The 19,733-nt window shown below is 62.9% G+C and carries 14 protein-coding genes; 3 read left to right on the top strand and 11 right to left on the bottom strand.

Annotated features, from left to right (window positions below; translation table 11 throughout):
* Nucleotides 1-35: 35 nt before the first annotated feature.
* On the top strand, nt 36-743 hold the full coding sequence (locus AC0V2Y_RS01415; RefSeq protein WP_475413591.1) for a glutathione S-transferase family protein: 708 nt from the start codon (nt 36-38) through the stop codon (nt 741-743).
* Nucleotides 744-861: 118 nt separating this feature from the next.
* Nucleotides 862-2,952: a S9 family peptidase gene (locus AC0V2Y_RS01420; protein ID WP_475413592.1), complete on the top strand. Its 2,091-nt coding sequence runs from the start codon at nt 862-864 to the stop codon at nt 2,950-2,952.
* Nucleotides 2,953-3,138: 186 nt separating this feature from the next.
* Here AC0V2Y_RS01420 and AC0V2Y_RS01425 read toward each other — a convergent pair whose 3' ends face one another.
* The 8 genes from AC0V2Y_RS01425 to AC0V2Y_RS01460 form a co-directional block, all read right to left on the bottom strand.
* Nucleotides 3,139-5,193 carry an esterase-like activity of phytase family protein gene (locus AC0V2Y_RS01425; protein WP_475413593.1) on the bottom strand — a complete coding sequence of 685 codons (2,055 nt, stop codon included), beginning with the start codon at nt 5,191-5,193 and terminating at the stop codon, nt 3,139-3,141.
* 71 nt (nt 5,194-5,264) lie between these two features.
* Nucleotides 5,265-6,191 carry a helix-turn-helix domain-containing protein gene (locus AC0V2Y_RS01430; protein ID WP_475413594.1) on the bottom strand — a complete coding sequence of 309 codons (927 nt, stop codon included), beginning with the start codon at nt 6,189-6,191 and terminating at the stop codon, nt 5,265-5,267.
* A gap of 55 nt (nt 6,192-6,246) precedes the next feature.
* Nucleotides 6,247-7,164 carry a helix-turn-helix domain-containing protein gene (locus AC0V2Y_RS01435; RefSeq protein WP_475413595.1) on the bottom strand — a complete coding sequence of 306 codons (918 nt, stop codon included), beginning with the start codon at nt 7,162-7,164 and terminating at the stop codon, nt 6,247-6,249.
* 15 nt (nt 7,165-7,179) lie between these two features.
* A complete protein-coding gene (locus AC0V2Y_RS01440; protein WP_475413596.1) occupies nt 7,180-8,655 on the bottom strand; it encodes a mannitol dehydrogenase family protein in 1,476 nt (491 codons plus the stop codon).
* The gene (locus AC0V2Y_RS01445; RefSeq protein WP_475413597.1) at nt 8,655-9,704 is read right to left on the bottom strand and encodes an ABC transporter ATP-binding protein; all 1,050 of its coding nucleotides are present in this window, start codon (nt 9,702-9,704) and stop codon (nt 8,655-8,657) included. The genes AC0V2Y_RS01440 and AC0V2Y_RS01445 overlap by 1 nt, the downstream gene beginning before the upstream one ends.
* Nucleotides 9,705-9,722: 18 nt before the next feature.
* The gene (locus AC0V2Y_RS01450) at nt 9,723-10,541 is read right to left on the bottom strand and encodes a carbohydrate ABC transporter permease (RefSeq protein ID WP_070219870.1); all 819 of its coding nucleotides are present in this window, start codon (nt 10,539-10,541) and stop codon (nt 9,723-9,725) included.
* A gap of 10 nt (nt 10,542-10,551) precedes the next feature.
* Nucleotides 10,552-11,412 carry a carbohydrate ABC transporter permease gene (locus AC0V2Y_RS01455; protein ID WP_099402681.1) on the bottom strand — a complete coding sequence of 287 codons (861 nt, stop codon included), beginning with the start codon at nt 11,410-11,412 and terminating at the stop codon, nt 10,552-10,554.
* 126 nt (nt 11,413-11,538) lie between these two features.
* Complete coding sequence (locus AC0V2Y_RS01460; protein ID WP_475413598.1) at nt 11,539-12,849, bottom strand: ABC transporter substrate-binding protein; 1,311 nt, start codon at nt 12,847-12,849, stop codon at nt 11,539-11,541.
* Between the two features lie 311 nt (nt 12,850-13,160).
* On the opposite strand from AC0V2Y_RS01460, the gene AC0V2Y_RS01465 reads away from it, so the two are divergent.
* The gene (locus AC0V2Y_RS01465; RefSeq protein WP_475413599.1) at nt 13,161-14,429 is read left to right on the top strand and encodes a carbohydrate porin; all 1,269 of its coding nucleotides are present in this window, start codon (nt 13,161-13,163) and stop codon (nt 14,427-14,429) included.
* A 195-nt stretch (nt 14,430-14,624) separates the two neighbouring features.
* Here AC0V2Y_RS01465 and AC0V2Y_RS01470 read toward each other — a convergent pair whose 3' ends face one another.
* The 3 genes from AC0V2Y_RS01470 to AC0V2Y_RS01480 all read right to left on the bottom strand — a co-directional run bounded on the left by AC0V2Y_RS01470 (nt 14,625) and on the right by AC0V2Y_RS01480 (nt 19,656).
* On the bottom strand, nt 14,625-16,985 hold the full coding sequence (locus AC0V2Y_RS01470) for a chitinase C-terminal domain-containing protein (protein WP_475413600.1): 2,361 nt from the start codon (nt 16,983-16,985) through the stop codon (nt 14,625-14,627).
* A 102-nt stretch (nt 16,986-17,087) separates the two neighbouring features.
* A complete protein-coding gene (locus tag AC0V2Y_RS01475; RefSeq protein WP_475413601.1) occupies nt 17,088-18,533 on the bottom strand; it encodes a glycoside hydrolase family 19 protein in 1,446 nt (481 codons plus the stop codon).
* 280 nt (nt 18,534-18,813) lie between these two features.
* Nucleotides 18,814-19,656, bottom strand: a complete 843-nt coding sequence (locus tag AC0V2Y_RS01480) for a sulfotransferase family protein (RefSeq protein ID WP_475413602.1) — start codon at nt 19,654-19,656, stop codon at nt 18,814-18,816.
* Nucleotides 19,657-19,733 lie beyond the last annotated feature (77 nt).

Consider the following 19,733-nt stretch of genomic DNA (forward strand, 5'->3'; position numbering starts at 1 on the left):
AGACTTCCCTTCCCTCACCTGAATGGAACTCCAGCATGGAAACCACCCTGATCTACAGCGTGCCGTTCGGCTGCTCGTTTGCCGCCATCGCCGCCCTCGAATGGAGCGGCCTGCCGTATCGCCTGGCCCGCGTCGAAGCGCGCGACCCGGCCAGCAAGCAGCATCCGGCCTTTCTCGCCATCAATCCCCTGGGCCAGACGCCGGCCCTGCTCACGCACGCGGGCGCGCCGCTGCTGGAAAGCATGGCGATCCTGCTGCATATCTCCGCCCGCGCGCCGGCCAGCGGCCTGGGCTTTGCGCAAGGCACGCCCGCCTACGACCGCCTGAACAGCGTGCTCTCGTTTTTGCACACGACCTTTCACGCGGCCTTCATGCCCGCCTTCCAGGCCAGCCGCGCGGCCGATGGCGATGCGCGCGCGGCCGTCTGGCGCGAAATGGCTGTCGACAAGGTCAACAAAGGCCTGGCGCACCTGGAGCGCCTGCTCGCCGGCCGCGTCTGGCTCGCTTCCGATGCGGCGCCGACGATTGCCGACGCCTACCTGGCCGCCACGGCGCGCTGGGCCGAACCGCTGCAGCTGGCACGCTTAAGCGACTATCCGCACGTGGCGCGCGTGCTGGCCGCGCTGGAACAGGATCCCGGCATCCGCTTTGCCCACGCCATCGAGGCGGGCTTGCCGGCCGCCAGCCAGGGCGGTTTCCTGGGCCACGTGGCGCTCGACCAACTGGCAGCGCCGGCCGGCTAACCGGCGGTCAACTCCCGCAGCAAGCGCGTCTTTATTGCTATGATGTCGGGCTGCCGGCGGTACAGCCGGCCACGTCAATACCATATCGATAACGTCGTCATCAGAATCGGGAGTTTGAATGAGTTTACGTCTGCTGCTCTTGGGAGCATTCAGTGCCGCCATGGCCACCACCGCCGCTGCTGCGGCACCGGCGCTGGCCGCGCCACGCGGTTTCACCGTGGAAGACATGGTGGCCATGGAACGGGTGGGCAGCCCCGTGCTGTCGCCGGACGCCACGCGCGTCGTCTACACGGTGCGCACCACCAACCTGGAGAAAAACCGCGGCAACACGCAGCTGTGGATGATCGACCTGCGCGCGCCGAACGCGGCGCCACGCCAGCTCACGCGCGGCGATGCCAGCGCCAGCGACCCGCAATGGTCGCCGAACGGCGACGCCATCTACTTCCTCTCGGGCCGCTCCGGCTCCTCGCAGGTGTGGCAGCTGCCCCTGAACGGCGGCGAAGCGGCCAAGGTCACCGACCTGGCGCTGGACGTCGACACCTACCGCTTGTCGCCGCAGGGCGACCGCCTGGCCTTCAGCATGGGCGTCTTCCTCGATTGCGCGGACATCGCCTGCACCAGGAAGCGCCTCGATGAAAAAGCGAAAAACAAGGCCAGCGGCATGGTCTACGAGCAGATGTTCGTGCGCCACTGGGATACCTGGGCCGACGGCCGCCGCAATGCGCTGTATTCGGCGCCGATCGATGCGACCGGCAAGGTCAGCGCCGCGCCCGTGAGCCTGAGCGGCACCCTCGATGGCGACGCGCCATCGAAGCCATTCGGCGACAACGGCGAATACCACTTCAGCCCGGACGGCAAGACGGTGGCCTTCTCGGTGCGCGTGGCCGGCCGCACGGAATCGTGGTCGACCAACTTCGACGTCTACACGATACCGGCCGCCGGCGGCCAGGCGCCGCGCAACCTCACGGCCGACAATCCGGCCTGGGATGCGAAAGCCACCTATTCGCCGGACGGCCGCACCCTCGCCTACGTCGCCATGACCAAGCCGGGCTTCGAAGCGGACCGTTTTCATTTGGTGCTGATGGACGTCGCCACGGGCAAGAAGCGCACCCTGGCCGACGACTGGGACCGCTCCGTGGCCGATTTCCGCTGGACGCCGGACGGCAAGGCCTTCCTCGTCGCCGCCGATGACGTGGGCCAGCACCGTCTGTTCCACATCGACGCGGCCAGCGGCAAGGTCAACGCGCTGACGGGCAAGGGCGCCGTGGGCGACTTCGACGTGCGCGGCAATACCATCGTGCTGGCGCAAGCCAACCTGGCCTCGGGCGCGCAACTGTACACGCGCAAGCTCGACGCCAAGTCCGAATCGGCACCGATGGTTCAGCTGACGAAACAGAATGCGGCCGCGCTGGCCGACGTGCGCTTTGGCGAATATGAGCAGTTCTCGTTCGCGGGCGCGGATGGCGAAACCGTCTACGGCCACGTCATGAAGCCATGGAACGCCAAGCCGGGCGAAAAATATCCGGTCGCCTTTTTGGTGCACGGCGGCCCGCAGGGCAGCTTCGGCAACAGCTGGAGCTACCGCTGGAATCCGCAAGTGTATGCGGGCGCAGGCTACGCCACCGTCTTCATCGACTTCCACGGCTCGACCGGCTATGGCCAGAAGTTCACGGACTCCATCAGCGGCGACTGGGGCGGCAAGCCGCTGCTCGACCTGCAGAAGGGTCTGGAAGCGGCCACCAAGAAATTCCCGTGGCTGGACCGCGAACGCAGCTGCGCGCTGGGCGCGTCGTACGGCGGCTACATGATGAACTGGATCGCCGGTAACTGGCCGGACGGCTTCAAATGCCTGGTCAACCACGACGGCGTGTTCGACAACCGCGGCATGGCCTACGCGACGGAAGAGTTGTGGTTCACCGAGTGGGAAAACGGCGGCACCTATTACGACGCGCCGGCCAAGTACGAGCAGTTCAACCCGGTCAACTTCGTGAAGAACTGGAAGACGCCGATGCTGGTGGTCCAGGGCGACCTCGACTTCCGCATCCCCACCGCGCAAGGCCTGGGTACCTTCACGGCGCTGCAACGCCGCGGCATCCCGAGCAAGCTGCTGGTCTTCCCGGACGAAAACCACTGGGTACTGAAGCCGGCCAATTCGCTGCTGTGGCATCACACGGTGCTCGATTGGTTGAATACCTATACCAAGAAGTAAGCCATGAAGCAATGAGGTGAAAGTCGGATTACGGCCTTCGGCCTCGGCGGCCCCGCCTGATCCGACCTACGTTCGCTCCTCATATCAAAAAAAAGCCGCGCGGTGCATCTCTGCACCGCGCGGCTTTTTGTTTTGTAGGTCGGATTAGCGGCGCGCGCGCCGCGTAATCCGACACTGCGCATCACATCAATACGTATTGAGCGCCTTGGCAAACTTCACGATCCACAAGCGGCTTGGACGCTCGCGGTCGTCGCCGCGCGCCACGCGGATGGTGTTGGCCGCGTTGCAGCCGGCCGCGCTGCTCGTGACGATGGCGCCGTTGGCGTCGACCGTGCACTTGGTCACGTCGGCGTCCGCCACTTCCACGCCATTCGCGTCATACACCTTGGTTTTCAGGCCGAAGTCATTGTCGTTGGCCAGCGCGATGGTGGAGTCGTCGATCAGGGTCAGGCCTTCGGCCTTTTCCGCCGCCCAGCCGATGGCGTTCAAGTCCAGCAGCACAGTTTTCTTCAGCGGCGTGACAGCGGCCCAGTCGGCGCCATTGACGGGGGCGCCGCCCATGCTGCTTTTCTCCAGGTCGGAGGTCGTCGCGTTATAGGCGGCGGACGCGATATCGGTGGCGCCCTTCAGTTCGACCAGCATCAGTTTATTGAATACCTTGCCCGACGGCGCGGCGCCCTGCTCGATGACGAGGAACTTGCCGCCGCCCAGCGCCACCATGTCGCCCAGCTTGGCGTTGCCCGTGCGGCCATCCTGGTAGTCAGCCGCGTTGAGCGGATACGCATACATCTTGCCGCTGGTGCCCGTCACCGGGTCGAATTCGATCCAGCGCGTGAAGCGGGCAAAGCGCTCGACCTGTTCATTCTTCTTCGTCACAGAATATGGTGCCGTGCCGTCGGACAGAGGGCTTTGCAGGAAGGCGTACAGCTTGTCGTTGCTCGTGTCGAGTGTCATGCCTTCCATGCCGCGGTTCGCGCGGCGCTTGGCGAACAGCGCCGGCAAGCCCTTGCCCGGCTCGTACTTGGCCTGGATGATACCGGTGGCCGCATCGATCCTGACGATGAAGGGACCGTATTCGTCGGACACCCACAGCGCATTGCGCTTGGCATCGACGACGATGGCTTCCGAATCGAGGCCGCCCGCATTGAAGACGGCCTTGCCGGTCGCGTCGAACTTCATCGCATCCATGACGGGCATCTCGGCAGAATTGCCGACCGCGCCCACGGGCACGGGCAAGCCCGAGCTGTTGACGGTGGCCGACACCTTGATCGGCGTCGACGAACCCAGCACGGCGCCGTTCTTGCCGACCGTGATCACGCCGAACGACGGTGTAAAGCTGGGCGACGGGAAGATCTTGCTGCCGATGGTGCCCTTGCCCGAAGGATCGGGCACCAGCGGGCCGTCGCCGTTCGGGCCGCGGTCCGTCAAGCCATAGAATTCCAGGTCGCCGGCCGCGTTCTTGCCCTTGTAGGCCAGGCCGGAACCGTACGACGGCAGGAAGCCATTCGGGAATTCGCCCTTGATCTTGGCATTGGCGCCTTCGTACGGCACGTAGAATTTGTCGGCCGCCTGGATCTGGTAGCGCGTCACCGTCACTTTCACTTCACCCACAGGATTGGCCTGTGTCAGCGCCTCGTTGACGGGCGCGCCCGCTTTCGAGGCGAGGGTGTCCTCGAAATGCTCGCGCACGAGGGCGCGGCGTTCCGCGTCGACCGTGCGGCCGGCGAATTTCCCGCCCACGCTGGCCAGGTGCGCAGCCAGGGCCGCGTTGAAGACGGCCGGCGCGGCGGCAAAGTCCAGGGTCTTGCCGGCCAGCGCGGCCTTCACTTCGGCCGTCAGCTTGATGCCGTTCGAGGGATCGCTGTCGTCGTCGAGCAGTTGCAGCGCCAGCAGGCGGTTGACGACCTTGTCGTCCGCCACGTTCGTGCTGGCGGCCAGCGCCAGCGGCGTGACGACGGCGCCGCATGGGGCCGAACCGAGGGCCAGGCCGCCCACGCTGAAGGCTACCGTCTCACCCGGATTGCACATGAATTCGCCCTTGGCGTTGGTGCTGGCCTTGGGGGCGCCGCCGGCCACGTAATCGAGTCCTTCCACCGCGCCGTCGAGGAACACGCCCGTCTGCGCCACGGGCTTGGAAGGCTCCGCCGGCGGATTATCGCTGCCGCCGCAGGCGGCCAGGGCCAGGCCGGCGGCGATGGCCAGCAGGGTCAGTTTCGGGTTCGACGTTACAGCAGTGTTCATGCATTCCTCGGCTAAGGTGGGATTGAAGCCGTGGAGAGTAACTGGGCAACGTGACAAGCCCATGACAGCCGTCACGCCAGTGGCGTATCCGCAACAGGGCCGCCGATGCCGCCGAAGCGGCCATCGGCCTGGCGCCGGAATTCCTTCGGTGTGACGCCCTTCACCTGCAGGAAGCGGCGGTTGAAGTTGGCCACGTTCTGGAAACCCACGTCGTAGCAGACGTTCGACACGTATTGGTCGGTGTCCATCAGCAGCTGGCACGCCTTGTTGATGCGCAGCCGGCTGACGAAATCGGTAAAGCTGTTGCCCGTCGCCTTGCGGAAGAAGCGCGAGAATTTACTCAGCGACATGCCCACCTGCTCGGCCAGCATTTCCGCCGAAATCGGCTCGCGGTAATTCTCCGTAATGTAGTTGAGGACGGAATTGACCTTGGCCAGGGTGGCGTCATCGTCGTAGGAACGCAGGGAGGCGCTCGACAGCAGGCGGTAGTTGGCCGTGCGCGCCAGCTTGCTCATCAATTGCACGAATTCGGCGAAGCGCTCGGCGCCATGCGTGGCGCGGATGCGCGCCAGGTGCTGTTCGGCCTCGTGGCCCATGTCGAAAAACTCCACGCCATAGCTGGAGCGCTCGAGCAGGGGCAGCAGCTCGCGCAATTCGGGAATCACGCGCGCGGCGCCCGCCAGAGGCGCATGCGCGAACTGCACGATCATGTCGCGCAGGGCCACGCCGCCGTCCGGCATCACGTTGGAAATCCAGTTGTGCGGCAGGCGCGGGCCCGTCAGCACCAGGTGGCCGGGCGAGAATTCGCCGATGTAGTCGCCCACGAACAGGCGCCCGCTGGTGGCGACGATCAGGTGCAGCTCATACTCTTCATGGCAGTGCCAGCGCACGCGCGAGCTGGGATAGCCATGTTCCAGGTAATTGATGATGCCGTCGTAGCTTTCGCGTTCCAGCTCGGGCGCCTTGCGCTCGCTGTCCTTGTGCCATAGGTGTTCCATGCTCGTCTCTCTCAGGCTGTCCCCGCCCGTGCCATCGAATGTACCTCAAAAAGCTTCACTCGCCAAAACGGCCCAGCGCCTGCTGGCGAAACTCCTTCGGCGTCATGCCCTTCAATTCCAGGAAGCGCCGGTTGAAATTGGCCACATTGTTAAAACCCGCCTCGTAGCAGATGTTGCTGACATAGCGCTCCGTCTCCATCAGCAGCTGGCACGCCTTGTTGATGCGCAGGCGGTTGACGAAATCCGTGAAGCTGTTGCCCGTGGCGCTGCGAAAGAAGCGCGAAAACGTCCGCTCGGGCATGTCCACCTGCTCGGCCAGCTGTTTCAGCGAGAACTGGCTGCTGTAATTGTGCACGATGAAGTTGATGGCCGAACTGATGCGCGCCAAGGCCACGTCATCGTCGCTCGACTGCATGGGCACCGTCGACAGCAGCTGGTAATCGCTGGTCTGCGCCAGCTCGCCCAGCAAGGTGAGAAATTCGATGAAGCGCGGCAGGCCGCTGCTGTCGCGGATGCGCCGGAAGCGCCGCAGCGACTGCTCGCTGACGCCAAAGAATTCCACGCCATGCAGGGCGCGCTGCAGCAACGGGAAGATTCCCTTCAATTCTGGAATGGCGGCCGCCATCGACGCCAGCGGCGCATGGCCGAACTGGATCACCATGTCTCGCAGGGCCACGCCCTCGGGCGGCGTGTCGAGCGAGACCCAGTTATGCGGTACGCGCGGCCCCGTCAGCACCAGGTGGCCGGGCGCGAACTGGCCGATATAGTCGCCGACAAAGACCTTGCCGCTGCTTTCGAGGATCAGGTGCAGCTCGTACTCGTCGTGATAATGCCAGCGCACCAGCGCATTCGGAAAGCCGTGCTCCAGGTAGCGGATGAAGCCGAAACTGCCTTTCGGCTCGAAGCCGGGCGTGGCGTCGCGCTGCTGTTCCAGCTCCATCTGCGGCAAGGTGGCATCGGCTTTGCGTGGCATGGCGCGCCCTCCCCGTCAGGCGACGATCTGTTCCAGCGCCGCGCGCGCGCCCAGCCCATACAGGCTGGCCAGCGACTGCCCCACCGCCTGCGTGAACGCTTGTGTGTCGCAGAGGTCGCCGAACAGTTCGCGCAGTGACAGCAGCGCCGAGGCGTCCGCCCCGCCCTGCAGCGCCAGCGCGCGCAGGCGCGCCGCGTACGGGTCGTTCAGGGGCATCTCGCGTCCCGCTTCGTCGTGGCCTTCCAGGTAGCGGAACCAGCACGCCACGGTAAACGCCAGCAGCTTGATGGCGCCGCCTTGCGCAAGCGCTTCGCGCACGGACGGCAGCACGAATTTCGGGATGCGCGCCGAACCCTCCGTGCCGATGCGCGCCAGCTGGTCGCGCACGGCCGGATTCGAAAAGCGCTCGATCAGGGTGTCCTTGTATTGCGCCAGATCGATGCCTTCCACGCTATCGAGCAGGGGCGTGACCTCGTCGTCCATCATGCGCCGCACGAGCGCGCGGATGCCGGCATCCTCCATCGCTTCGTGCGCAAACGTGTAACCGAGCTGCATGCCGATGTAGCACAGGGCCTGGTGGCTGGCATTCAACAAGCGCAGCTTCATCTTTTCATACGGCAGCACGTCGTGCGTCATCTGCGCGCCCACCTTTTCCCAGGCCGGGCGGCCCTGCGGGAACTCGTCCTCGATGACCCACTGGCGGAACGGCTCGCACACGACGGGCCAGGCGTCGACGATGCCGAAGCTGTCGCGCACCAGCGCCCGGTGTTCGTCCGTGGTGGCCGGCGTGATGCGGTCGACCATGCTGTTGGGGAAGCTGCCATGCGTGGCCAGCCAGCGCGCCAGTTCTGCGTCGCGCAGCGCGACAAAGGCCAGCAGCATCTTGCGCGTCACGTCGCCATTGTTTTGCAGGTTATCGCAGGACATGATGGTAAACGGCGCCAGTCCCTTCTGGCGGCGCACGGCCAGCGCGGCGGCCAGGTAGCCGAACGAGCAGCGCGGCGCCTCGGGATGCGCCAGTTCGTACGCAATGTCGGCATGACCGGCGTCAAACTCGCCCGTGCCCTGGTTGACGTAATAGCCGCCCTCGGTGATGGTCAGCGCGACGATACGCGTGCCGGGGTCGGCCAGCTTTTCCAGCACGGCCTGCGGCTCGTCGGGCGCATACAGGTACTCGCCGATGCAGCCGATGATGCGCGCCGAGTCGCCGGCCGCGCTGCGCTCGACCACCGTATATAAACCGTCCTGCGCCCGCATGGCGTCGCGCATGGCCGCATCAATCGCGAGCAAGCCCACGCCGCAGTATCCCCATTCTGCGTTGCCGGGCAAGGCCAGCAAATCGTCGAGGTACACGGCCTGGTGGGCGCGGAAGAAGCCGCCCACGCCGATATGCACGATGCCGGGCACGAGCGCGCCGCGCGCATACGCGGGCAAGGCCACGTCCGCCGGCAGCTTGGCCAGGTTCGATTGCTTCAATGCGATGGCATCCATTACAGCGCTCCTTTCGCCGCCGCATAGGTCTTGCCGGCGCGGTCGAAATAATGGACGAAGCCCGGCTCGAACGTCAGGTGCGTCTGCTGGCCCGGCTGCAGGCTGCTGCGCTCCGCGCCGCGCGACACCACCTGCACATTGTTCGGCAGGCGCACATAGGTCAGGGTTTCCACGCCCAGCGATTCCACCAGGTCGACGGTGACGGGCACGCTGCCCGGCTGCGCCGCGCCCAGGTGCACGTGCTCGGGGCGGATGCCGACAAAGCCGTCGGCCTGCGCCGCGCTGCCCGCCTGCGCCAGCAGCTGCGGCGCAGCGTCGGCCGGCACCACGTTCATGCTGGGCGTGCCGATAAATTGCGCAACGAAGCGGTTCGCCGGGCGGTCATACAATTCCAATGGCGAGCCATGCTGCTCGATCTGGCCGTCGCGCAGCACCACCACGCGGTCGGCCAGGGTCATCGCCTCGACCTGGTCGTGCGTCACATAGATGGTGGTGGCGCCCAGCTCGCGGTGCAGCTTGGCGATCTCGATGCGCGTCTGCACGCGCAGGGCCGCATCGAGGTTCGACAGCGGTTCATCGAACAAAAACACCTTCGGGTCGCGCACGATGGCGCGGCCGATGGCCACCCGCTGACGCTGGCCGCCCGACAGTTCCTTCGGCGTGCGCTCCAGGTATTTACCCAGATCGAGGATGGCGGCCGCCTTGTCGACTTTCTCGCGGATGACGGCCGGATCGACGCCGGCCAGTTTCAAGGCGAACGACATGTTCTGGAACACCGTCATGTGCGGGTACAGCGCATACGACTGGAACACCATCGCCAGGTCGCGCTTCGACGACGGCAGGTTCGTGATGTCGCGCCCGTCGAGCGACAGCTTGCCGCCGTCGATCGGTTCCAGGCCCGCGATCAGGCGCAGCAAGGTAGATTTGCCGCAGCCGGACGGCCCCACGAAGACGACGAATTCGCCCTGTTGAATGTCCAGGTCGATGCCCTTGATGGCGCGATGTTCGCCAAAGAATTTCTCGATATTGCTCAGTTGAAGGTAAGCCATGATGTCATCCAATAGTGTTTACTTAACAGCGCCGAAAGTCATGCCTTGTACTAACTGCTTCTGGCAGAACCAGCCCAGCGCCATGATGGGCGCGATGGCCATCAGGGAAGCGGCCGACAATTTGGCCCAGAAGAGTCCTTCCGGACTGGAATACGAGGCGATGAGCCAGGCCAGGGTGCCCGCGTTCGAGGCGCCCAGGTTCAGCGACCAGAACGATTCATTCCACGACCACACCATGCAGACCAGCGCTGTGGAAGCGATGCCGCCCACGGAGAGGGGCAGCACGACGTGGCGGAACTCGTCCCACACGGTGGCGCCATCCATGCGCGAGGCCTCGAGGATTTCGCGCGGCAGCTCCTTCATGCTCGTGTACAGCAGCCAGATCATGATGGGCAGGTTCATCAGCATGAACATGATGGTCAGGCCGATGCGCGTGTCGAGCAGGCCGAAGTACTGGTAGCAGATATAGATGGGCATCAAAGCGCCCACGCCGGGCATGTAGCGCGAGCTGAGCATGAACTTCAGCAAACCGATGGTGCCGCCCGTGGGAAAGAAGGCCATCGAATACGCTGCCGGGATGGCGATCAAGAGGCCAATGGCCGTCGACACCACGCTGGTAAACAGCGAGTTCCACGCGTAGCCGAAGTAATTGTCGCGCGCCAGCACTTCGCGGAAGCTGTCCAGGGTCGGCGTGAAGAACAGCAGGGGCGGCGTGGAAATGGCTTGCCCTTCCGTCTTGAAGGCCATCAGGCCCAGCCAGAAGATGGGGAAGAACAGCAGCAGCGCGCACAGCCAGGCGGCGGCTGTGCGGCCATACAGATTGAGTTTGCTATGCATCAAGGTCTCCTTATTTCGACAGATTCTTGCCGATGACGCGCATCAGGAAGAAGGCGGCGATGTTGGCGATGAGCACGGCGAACAGGGCGCCGGCCGAGGCCGCTCCCACGTCATAGGACAGCAGTGCCTGCTGATAGATCATGAAGGTGATAGTGGTCGTGTCGAAGCCGGGACCGCCGCCCGTGGTGGTAAAGATTTCCGCAAAGATCGACAGCAGGAAGATCATCTCGATCATCAGCACCACCGAGACGGCGCGGCCCAGGTGGGGAATGTAGAGGTAGCGCAGCTGCTGCAGATAGGTGGCGCCATCCATGCGCGCCGCTTCCAGCTGTTCGCGGTCCATCGATTGCAGGGCCGTCATGAAGATCAGACAGGCAAACGGCAGCCATTGCCAGGAGACCATCATGATGATGGAAAACAGGGGATGGGCCGACAGCCAGTCGACGGGCGTGGCGCCAAAGAAGAGGCTGATCTGCGCAAACAGTCCGTAGATCGGATTGAGCAGCATGTTTTTCCACATCAGGGCATTCACGGCCGGCATGACGAGGAACGGCGAGATCAGCAGCACGCGCACGATGGCGCGCCCCGGGAACGCTTCATTGATCAGCAAGCCCAGCGCCGTGCCCAGCACCACCGTGATCAGCATGACGGAAAACAGCAAGGTAAACGTGTTCTGCAAGGCCGGCAGGAACGAGGCATCGGTAAAGAAAAAGTGGAAATTGGCCAGGCCATGGAAAGGATGGCCGCTCGGATCGAGCATGGAATAACGCACGAACGCGTAATACAGCGTGATCAATAACGGAATCACGGAAATGACGGAGACGGCGACCACGGCCGGCGTCAGCAAAGTCCGGGGGATAATGCGTTTCATAGGATACTCTTGGGACGTGAGGGAATGATCATCAACAGAAATCCGGGGTCAGACCCGTCGGGTCTGACCCCAGTTTTAAGCCGCCAATCTCTTCGCCTGTTGATAAACCAGACGGCAAGAAAAGTCTTACTTGTAGTACCCACCCTTGCGCATCTCACGTTCCGCCGTCTGCTGCGACAACTCCAGCGCCTGCTCCACCGTCACCTTGCCCAGCAGCGCTGCCGCCATCTGCTGGCCTGCCGCCACGCCGATCACCTGGAATTCGGGAATCGAGGCGAATTGCACGCCAACATATGGCGATGGCGGCAAGGTGCTTTGCACGGCGCGCGTGGTGGCCAGGGCCTTGCCTTCGGCGGCGGCGAATTTCGCCACTTTCTGGAACTCGGGGCTCGCATACGTCGACTTGCGCGTGCCCGTCGGCACGTTGGCCCAGCTGGTTTCCTTGGCAACCAGTTTCACGTAATCGGGCGAGGTGGCCCAGTTGATGAAGCGCTGCGCCTCGTTCGGGCGCTTCGAGCTCGATGGAATCGCCAGCGACCAGATCCACAACCAGTTGGCGCCCCGCTCCGTCACGCCGATGGGCGACTGGGCGAACGCTACCTTGTCGGCCACCTTGCTTTGCTTGGGGTCCGTGATGAAGGAGGCGGCGATCGTCGCGTCGATCCAGATGCCGCACTTGCCCTGGTTGAACAGCGCCAGGTTTTCATTGAAGCTGTTGGCGGCCGCGCCCGGCGGGCCGTATTTCTTCATCAGGTCGACATACATGGTGACCGCATCCTTCCACGGCTTGCTGGTAAATTGCGGCTTCCATTGCATGTCGAACAGCTGGCCGCCGTAGGAATTGGCCATGGTGGTGATCAGGGCCATGTTGTCGCCCCAGCCCGGCTTGCCGCGAAGGCAGATGCCGTACACGCCGTTGGCCGGATCGTGCAGCTTGGCCGCCACGTCGCGCAGCTGGTTCCAGCTGGGACGGTCCTCGATCGTCACGCCCGCCTTTTTGACCAGGTCGCTGCGGTACATGATCATCGAGCTTTCGCCGTAGAACGGCGAGGCGTACAGCTTGCCGTCGCCGGACAGTCCCTCGCGGATGGCGGGCAGCAGATCGTCGATATCGTATCTGGCGTCCGGCTTGATGGGGATCAGCCAGTTTTTCTTGCCCCAGATGGGCGTTTCATACAGGCCGATGGTCATCACGTCGAACTGGCCGCCCTTGGTGGCGATATCGGTGGTCATGCGCTGGCGCAAGACGCCCTCTTCCAGGGTCACCCACTTGAGCTTGATGTCGGGATTGGCTTGCTCGAAGAATTTGCCGAGCTTTTGCATTTCGATCATGTGGCCGTTGTTGACGGTGGCGATGACGAGATCGGTTGCGGCAAAAGCGGACGAGCTGAGGCAGAGCGCGCCGGCGCACAGCGCGGCAATGGCGGAACGTTTCATTGTGTGTCTCCAGTGTTTTTTGTCGTTGGCAATGCTCAGGTACTTAGCACCACGACCACAATGTAGCACCGGACTTTGATACTTTCTGATACTCCAAAACCGCAATTCGATACTCTTTTGCAACCCCTCTATGCGCCAGAGTATCGATATCGAGTAAAAACAACACTTTGAAAGAAAGTATCGGTACTTGTTCGATTTGTATCAGGCTGGTTAAAAAAGCGCTGCTAGACTTGGTTTTCGGCATTAGACCGTGTGCGGTGAACGGCCTTCCGGGGCGCCACCGCTACCACCAACATTCTTCTGGAGACCGCATGAATCGCACTGCATTGAAAACTTTACCTGCCCTGCTCCTGGCCATCGCCAGCGCTGCCGCCATGGCCGACCCCATGTATCCATCCGACTCCGAAGGCTTCCACGGCTACCTGCGCGCCGGCGCCGGCAGCAATACTTCGGGCGACGGCGGTTCGCAAGGCTGCTTCGGCCTGGGCGGCAATACCATGAAATATCGTCTGGGCAATGAGTGCGACGCCTACACGGAATTCGGCTACACCAAGTCCGTCGCCCAGTCCGGCGGCGTGAATTACCTGGCCACCATCTGGGTCAACGCCTACGCGCCCAACTCCGATTTCGGCGACAACAAGCTGGGCATCGTCAAGGCCTATGTCGAAGCGCAGGGACTCGATTTCCTGAACGGCGGCACGGCCTGGATCGGCAAACGCTTCTACTACCGTCCCGACATCCACATGCTGGACTTGCAGTACATCAATATGAACGGCACGGGCGCCGGCCTGGACCGCATTCCTGCCGGCCCCGGCAAATTCTCGTACGCCTTCTTCAAGGACAACGACATCAACACCGTGTCGCCGACCGGCGTCGTCAGCACCAAGTCCGCCGTGCGCCAGAACTTCATCTACGGCGAGATTCCCGTCAATGAAAACGGCACGCTGGACCTGGCCGCGACCTACATCATCGGCGAAGGCAAGGACAATGACGCTTTCGGCCAGAAGCACAATGGCTGGCAGCTGTCGGCCTTCCACCGCCAGGCGAAAGTCTTCGGCGGCGGCAATACCTTCGGCGTGCAGTACGGCGTCGGTCCCGGCACGGGCAAGGGCGCGCAGTTCGGCGCCTCGGGCGACACCAATTTCGGTTCGGACGTGAAACGCACGCGCATCTTCAATGACATGGCGATCCAGCCGATGGCCAATTTCGGCATGGAATTCGTCGCCTTGTGGCAAAAAGACGAATCGAACGCCAACGGTTCCTCGACCTGGACCTCGGTCGGCGTGCGTCCCGTGTACGCGTTCACCAACAACTTCAAGCTGGTGGGCGAATTGGGTACTGACCGCGTGACGCAAGCGGGCGGCCTGCCGGCCAAGCGCCTGACCAAGCTGACCATCGCGCCGACGATCTCGGCCGGCCCTGGCCTGTGGTCGCGTCCCGAGCTGCGCGCTTTTGTTACCTACGGCAAATGGAACGATGCGGCCACCGCCTCGGTCAATGCGTCGAACAACGGCGGCCCGATCTATAACAACAATACCAGCGGCACGTCGTACGGCTTCCAGGTAGAAACCTGGTTCTAAACACCGAGCAAAACCTACTGCGCGGCGCGCTGTGCGGCCTGCGATGCTCACCGTGCTCTAGCACGGTTGCGCTTCTTAGCCACACATCACTGCCGCTCGCTACGGTTTTGTCCGGCGTTTTATTTCAAAAGAAAGCCAAGAAAAAAGGGCGGAACCTCGGTTCCGCCCTTTTCTGTTTACCCTGCCGGATTCAACTTACGGCAAGGCCACCGGCAGTTCCGGATACTCCTGCGTCAAGGCGTACTTGGTGCCGCCCACGGTGACCGTGTAGTTGGCCGGTCCCGAGATCGGCAGGCGGTAGTTCAGGGTCAGCGCCACGGAGCCGCCCGGCGCCAGCGATTGCCAGGCGGGAATCGCGAAGCGGGCCCGGTTGTAGTTCTTCGTGAAGCCGCCGATATTGTTCGGCCCCGTGTAGCCGGCATTGATCACCGTCAAGCCGAAGCCGGACTGGTCGCTCATGTCCGATGGCGCCGAGACGGGATAGTCGAACTCCACCACGGTGCCGCCCGGCAGGGTCGACGTGGTGTTGTTCTTCACCGTCATCACCGGGTTGATGGGGAAGTTGTTGTCGCCCAGCTTCCAGCCGCCCAGGGTGATGCTGACGTTGGCCGCCGTGCCCGGCATGGCGATTTCGGCGCGCTTGTTGCCGTACACGCCAGCCGTGCGGAAGGCCTGGTACAGCACGTCCGTCAGGGTGGTGCCCATGAAATACTCGCCCTTGCCGCCGTTGCGCGTGGCATCCCAGGCATAGTCGCCCGCCATTTCCCAGATCATCACGCCGCCGATATTGTTATTGACGATGTACTGGGCCTTGGCCGCGATCGACTGCGTGGTTTCCGTGGAAATGAATACTTTTTTAGTCGCATTCCACAGCCACGGCGCCACCATGGTGCTGCTGTAGTACGGCACATAGGTGCCTACCAGCGCCTTGTCCGTGACTTTATACGCGTCCAGGTAGCTCGGCACGATACCGTTCTGCAAGTTCAGCGCGTGCCAGATGGGGTTGCCGCCGCCCGGCGTCGGCTTGCCTTGTGTATCGAGGTCGAACCACACGTTGTCGATGCCGGTGGCGCCCGTGCCGCACGTCTTGGTGCCGGCGCAGGTGACGGTGGAACTGATCAGCGGCGTCGTGCCCCACAAGCCGTTGGTGCCGCCCGTCACATCCTTCCAGCCCCGCGTGTAGAACGGCACGCCGATATTGATGCGGCCCGCCTGCATGGCGCCCCGGTAGTAGCGGTAAGCCCAGTCCGTGTTCAGGTAGCCGATGTTCTGGAACTGATAGGCATTGCCGGCGCGCAATTCGCCATCGTTGCCGTCGTCAAACAGCGCCGCGTTCGGTCCCACATACTGGTTCCATGCGCCGTGCAAGTCGTAGCTCATCAGGCTGGCGTAATCGAGATATTTCAATCCCGACATGTTTTCCTCGCCCCGCAAGACCCAGCCCGAGGCGGAGCCGGCGATGGTGAGCAGATAGTATTTATTGTCCTGCACGGCCGCTTCGTCGAGCTTCTGGCGCAGCACCTTCAGCAGCACGTTGTAGCTCGTCATCAGGCCCGCCAGGCGCGGTTTCGACACGGCGAAGTCGTTCGGATTGCCCGCTTCATTGTTGGTGGTCGGATGTTCGTAATCGACATCGACGCCATCGAAGAAGTTGTACTGGCGCACGAAGGCCACCATCGAGTCGGCCAGGGTGTTGATGCCGGCCGTGTTGATGCTGCCGTCCGCGTTCGTCGTGGCGGTGTAGAAGCCGCCGCTGCCGGCCCAGCCGCCCACGGAAATCATCAGTTTCACGCCTGGATACTTCTTCTTGTATTGCGACAGCAAGTTGAAGTGGCCCTTGTACGGCAAAGACGGGTCCATGGCTGCCGCCGGTACGTTGGGCCACGTCAGGCCCGTATCGGGATTGGCGGCGCCGCTGCCGATGGCAATTTTCGACGTGGCCGGATCGACGGTGGCGAACGCATAGTTCAAGTGGGTGATCTTGTCCCACGGCAGGTTATTCACCAGATACGTTGGGCTGCCATCGACGCCCGTGCGCCAGCTGGCAAAGTAGCCGACGATGCGCCGGTTCAAGCCATTGCTCAGCACTTCGCGGCCATTCGCGTCGTACACCTTGCAATACGGCACATTCGGCACGGCCGAAATCAGGCCGTCCGGACGGCAAGCCGTGGGTGTCGGTGTCGGTGTCGGTGTCGGCGTTGGTGTCGGCGTCGGCGTCGGCGTTGGCGTCGGTGTCGGCGTTGGCGTCGGCGTCGGTGTCGGCGTCGGTGTCGGCGTCGGTGTCGGCGTTGGCGTCGGCGTATCCGTCACGGCCCATGGGCCCCACTGGTCGGCGGCGCTGGGAACATTGCCTTGCGTCCACCATTTGGCCTTGTAGGTGACGCCCTGGTACGTCACGCACTGGCCGCCCGTGTAGACGGTGGCGGCATCCCAGACGGCGCACGCCTCCACGGCGGCAAGCAAGGTGTTCGGGGGGGCGGTCGTGCCGTCCTGGCCCCCGCCGCAAGCGACGAGCACGCCGCTGAGCAGGGCCATCAATAATGCATTCGATTTCATGTGGTATTGGTCTCCGTTATGGTTGTACATCGAGAGCTGTTGCAGGCCCCTGAAGGGGCTCTTGTCAACTGTTATCCCTGGCCGGCTGTCTTGCATTGACTGCTACTGCAACTTCACATTCCAGTTGGCTTCCACGCATTTCACGTAGTTCCCGGCCAGCAAGGCGCTGTACGGGGTTTGGTAACTGACCAGCTGGCATTGGTTCTCGCCACCGGCGCTCCAGTTCTTTTCCCAGTAGATGTTGTAGGCAGCGGAACTGGCCGGGGTGAAGCGTTGCATGTTGGCGCAAGACAATTGTTCGCCGGAATAATCCCAGCCCATGTCGGCGGCAAATTGCTTGTAGTAATCGATACGGTTTTGCGCGGCCTGCTTTTCCGTGCCCTGCCCGCATTCGGCGTTGATGATCATGATGGTGGTGGCGAAATTATTGCCCGCGCCGGCCGTCGTATCGGCCGCGTTCGGCACCCAAGTGCCGTCGAGCACATGCAGCATCGACGGTTTCGGCGGTTGCGGATAGACAAAGAAGAACGTGGCCGACGCCAGGTTCAGCCAGGTCGAGGCGACGAGGTCTGGATTTTTCAGCAGCACGGATTGGTCACCATCATGCATGGCTTGCGAAAATGGACCATAGTTGTAGTTGTAGGACAGCTGCTTGGCGCCGCGGCCAAAGTATTTCTTGAAGCTGCCGTCGGCATTCTTACCGCACGTCCATACCTTGTTGAAGACGGGATCGGCGCACTCGATGTTGTAGCCGCAGCCGGCACCCGTTTCATCGCAGCCCAGTTCGCGCAAATATTTCAAACCCTGACGCCATTGCGGCAGCGGGCTGCTGGCGTTATGGTCGCCCGTTTCTTGCCCGAAATGGGCGAACATGGTGGCCAGACTATGGCGGCAGATGGCGTCCGCGTTGCGCCCGTCGCTGTAGTCGTCGCACACGGCGGGGAACTTGGCCACGGCTTGCAGGAAGCGCTGGTAGGTGTAGCTGGCGTCGCGCGCGGCAAAATAGTAATCCCACTTCGCCGCTGGCAGCAGGCGTTCGACCCGCTTGACGTTGAGCGGATTGCCGGCCAGTCCAGGCTGTACGGCCTCGACGGCGGCATTTCCCAGGGTGCGGATCGACGCCTTGACCTTGCGGAAGAAATCGTTGTTCGTCAGCGCCGCCTCGTTCGCCTCGGCCTGGGCCTTGGTGGGCACGCCTGGCGTGGGAGTCGGAGTTGGCGTCGGAGTTGGCGTTGGCGTTGGCGTCGGAGTGGGCGTCGGTGTCGGGGTGCTGGTATCGAGACTCCACGGTCCCCACTGGTCGTTGTTCGGCGCCGTGCCTTGCACCCACCACTTGGCCCGGTACACCTTGCCGTCGTAGACGGCGCATTGGCCCGCCGTGTAGACGGCGGCGGCGCTCCAGGCAGCGCACTGATCGCTGGCGGCCGTGGCGGCCAGCAGGGTCGAGGGGGGTTCGGTGGTGGAATTGCCGCCGCAAGCGAGCAGCGCGCTGCCCAGCAGGCCAGCCATCAAAGGCGAGGCCAGCCGGCTAATTTGCCGTGTCTTCACAATGTCTCCTGAACGTTATACGAAAACTATCGAAGTAGCTTTTTATGTTGTACGTAAAGAAAGCACAGCGAAGCGTCGGCTTTCTGCATCAAGAATGCGTCGCCGAAAATTGGTAGTCAAGTGGTTTTATACAACGGTGTTTTTTACAATACCAGTTGCATCAGCGCCGGTGCCCAAGGCACCGTTGGCAAAGAATGAAAGGGAAAGATATGCGGCCGGCTCCGGCAATACCGCGCCAGCATCGGCGCGGCAAGTGGTATCAGCACTGCCGCAGGTGTTTTCAGGCCGATGGCGTTGCCGCGCGTTGGTGTTGCGGATAATACAGGTCATAAAACCAGCCATACGCATCTTCGATTTGCGCCTGGATGCGCGGCGGTATCGCATGCGGCCTGGGCGCGCTGATCGTCGCCTGCTGGCGGTGCGTATACTTCATGCGGTAATGGCTGTCGCTTTCCTGGATGCCCACGGCAAGATCGTGCGGGTCGATCTGGAACGGTGCCAGGCCCAGCCAGCTGTACAGGTGCGACATGCATTCCACCGGCCGCGCCATCAAGTCTTCGAAACGCACGAAATACAGCTTCTGCTGCACTTCGGCAGGCAAGTCCAGCACGGCATGCAGGGAACTCAGGGGAGCACCGATGGTGCGGTCCTTGGCAAACAGCATGTCGGCACGGCCCAGGCGGTCGAAATCGGCCAGATGGTCGACAAAATCGAGCAGAATGGTGCGCTGGTGCTGCGCTTCGATGGAGCCGTAGACCTGGCCCAGTTCGCGCACGCAGACGATGATTTTCGCTTCCGGCGCCAGCTGCAGCAGCATTTCCACGCAATGCAGCCAGGCGCGGTTCTTGTCCACCACGCCCTGCTTGCCGCAATCCCGGTACCAGCCGCGCAGGAAGCCCTGCATGGCCGTTTTCAGATGGTCATAGCTGGCATCGAAGGAGCTGTCGAGCTGCGACAGGAAAAAAGCGTCGTCGCTGACCATGCGCCGCATGCCCAGCAAAGCGTTGCACAGGGGCGAACTATTGCCTTCGCAATGCAAGTCGGGATGCTGCGCCAGCAGTTGGCACAGCAAGGTAGAACCGGCGCGTGGCAAGCCGGCCACGCCGATGAAGTTGGATGTCATGCGATTGTACTTTCTGTTCAGCGCTGCTCTTCTGACGGAAATCAAGGATGGTGTAGCCATTATACGAGCGCGTCAAC

Source organism: Janthinobacterium sp. BHSEK, assembly GCF_056174685.1.

Excerpts from the sequence above, each read along its gene's own strand:
- AC0V2Y_RS01470 (WP_475413600.1), bottom strand. The coding sequence starts at position 16,985 with ATGAAATCGAATGCATTATTGATGGCCCTGCTCAGCGGCGTGCTCGTC.
- AC0V2Y_RS01455 (WP_099402681.1), bottom strand. The coding sequence starts at position 11,412 with ATGAAACGCATTATCCCCCGGACTTTGCTGACGCCGGCCGTGGTCGCC.
- AC0V2Y_RS01460 (WP_475413598.1), bottom strand. The coding sequence starts at position 12,849 with ATGAAACGTTCCGCCATTGCCGCGCTGTGCGCCGGCGCGCTCTGCCTC.
- AC0V2Y_RS01465 (WP_475413599.1), top strand. The coding sequence starts at position 13,161 with ATGAATCGCACTGCATTGAAAACTTTACCTGCCCTGCTCCTGGCCATC.
- AC0V2Y_RS01420 (WP_475413592.1), top strand. The coding sequence starts at position 862 with ATGAGTTTACGTCTGCTGCTCTTGGGAGCATTCAGTGCCGCCATGGCC.
- AC0V2Y_RS01480 (WP_475413602.1), bottom strand. The coding sequence starts at position 19,656 with ATGACATCCAACTTCATCGGCGTGGCCGGCTTGCCACGCGCCGGTTCT.
- AC0V2Y_RS01415 (WP_475413591.1), top strand. The coding sequence starts at position 36 with ATGGAAACCACCCTGATCTACAGCGTGCCGTTCGGCTGCTCGTTTGCC.
- AC0V2Y_RS01440 (WP_475413596.1), bottom strand. The coding sequence starts at position 8,655 with ATGGATGCCATCGCATTGAAGCAATCGAACCTGGCCAAGCTGCCGGCG.
- AC0V2Y_RS01435 (WP_475413595.1), bottom strand. The coding sequence starts at position 7,164 with ATGCCACGCAAAGCCGATGCCACCTTGCCGCAGATGGAGCTGGAACAG.
- AC0V2Y_RS01425 (WP_475413593.1), bottom strand. The coding sequence starts at position 5,193 with ATGAACACTGCTGTAACGTCGAACCCGAAACTGACCCTGCTGGCCATC.
- AC0V2Y_RS01430 (WP_475413594.1), bottom strand. The coding sequence starts at position 6,191 with ATGGAACACCTATGGCACAAGGACAGCGAGCGCAAGGCGCCCGAGCTG.
- AC0V2Y_RS01450 (WP_070219870.1), bottom strand. The coding sequence starts at position 10,541 with ATGCATAGCAAACTCAATCTGTATGGCCGCACAGCCGCCGCCTGGCTG.
- AC0V2Y_RS01445 (WP_475413597.1), bottom strand. The coding sequence starts at position 9,704 with ATGGCTTACCTTCAACTGAGCAATATCGAGAAATTCTTTGGCGAACAT.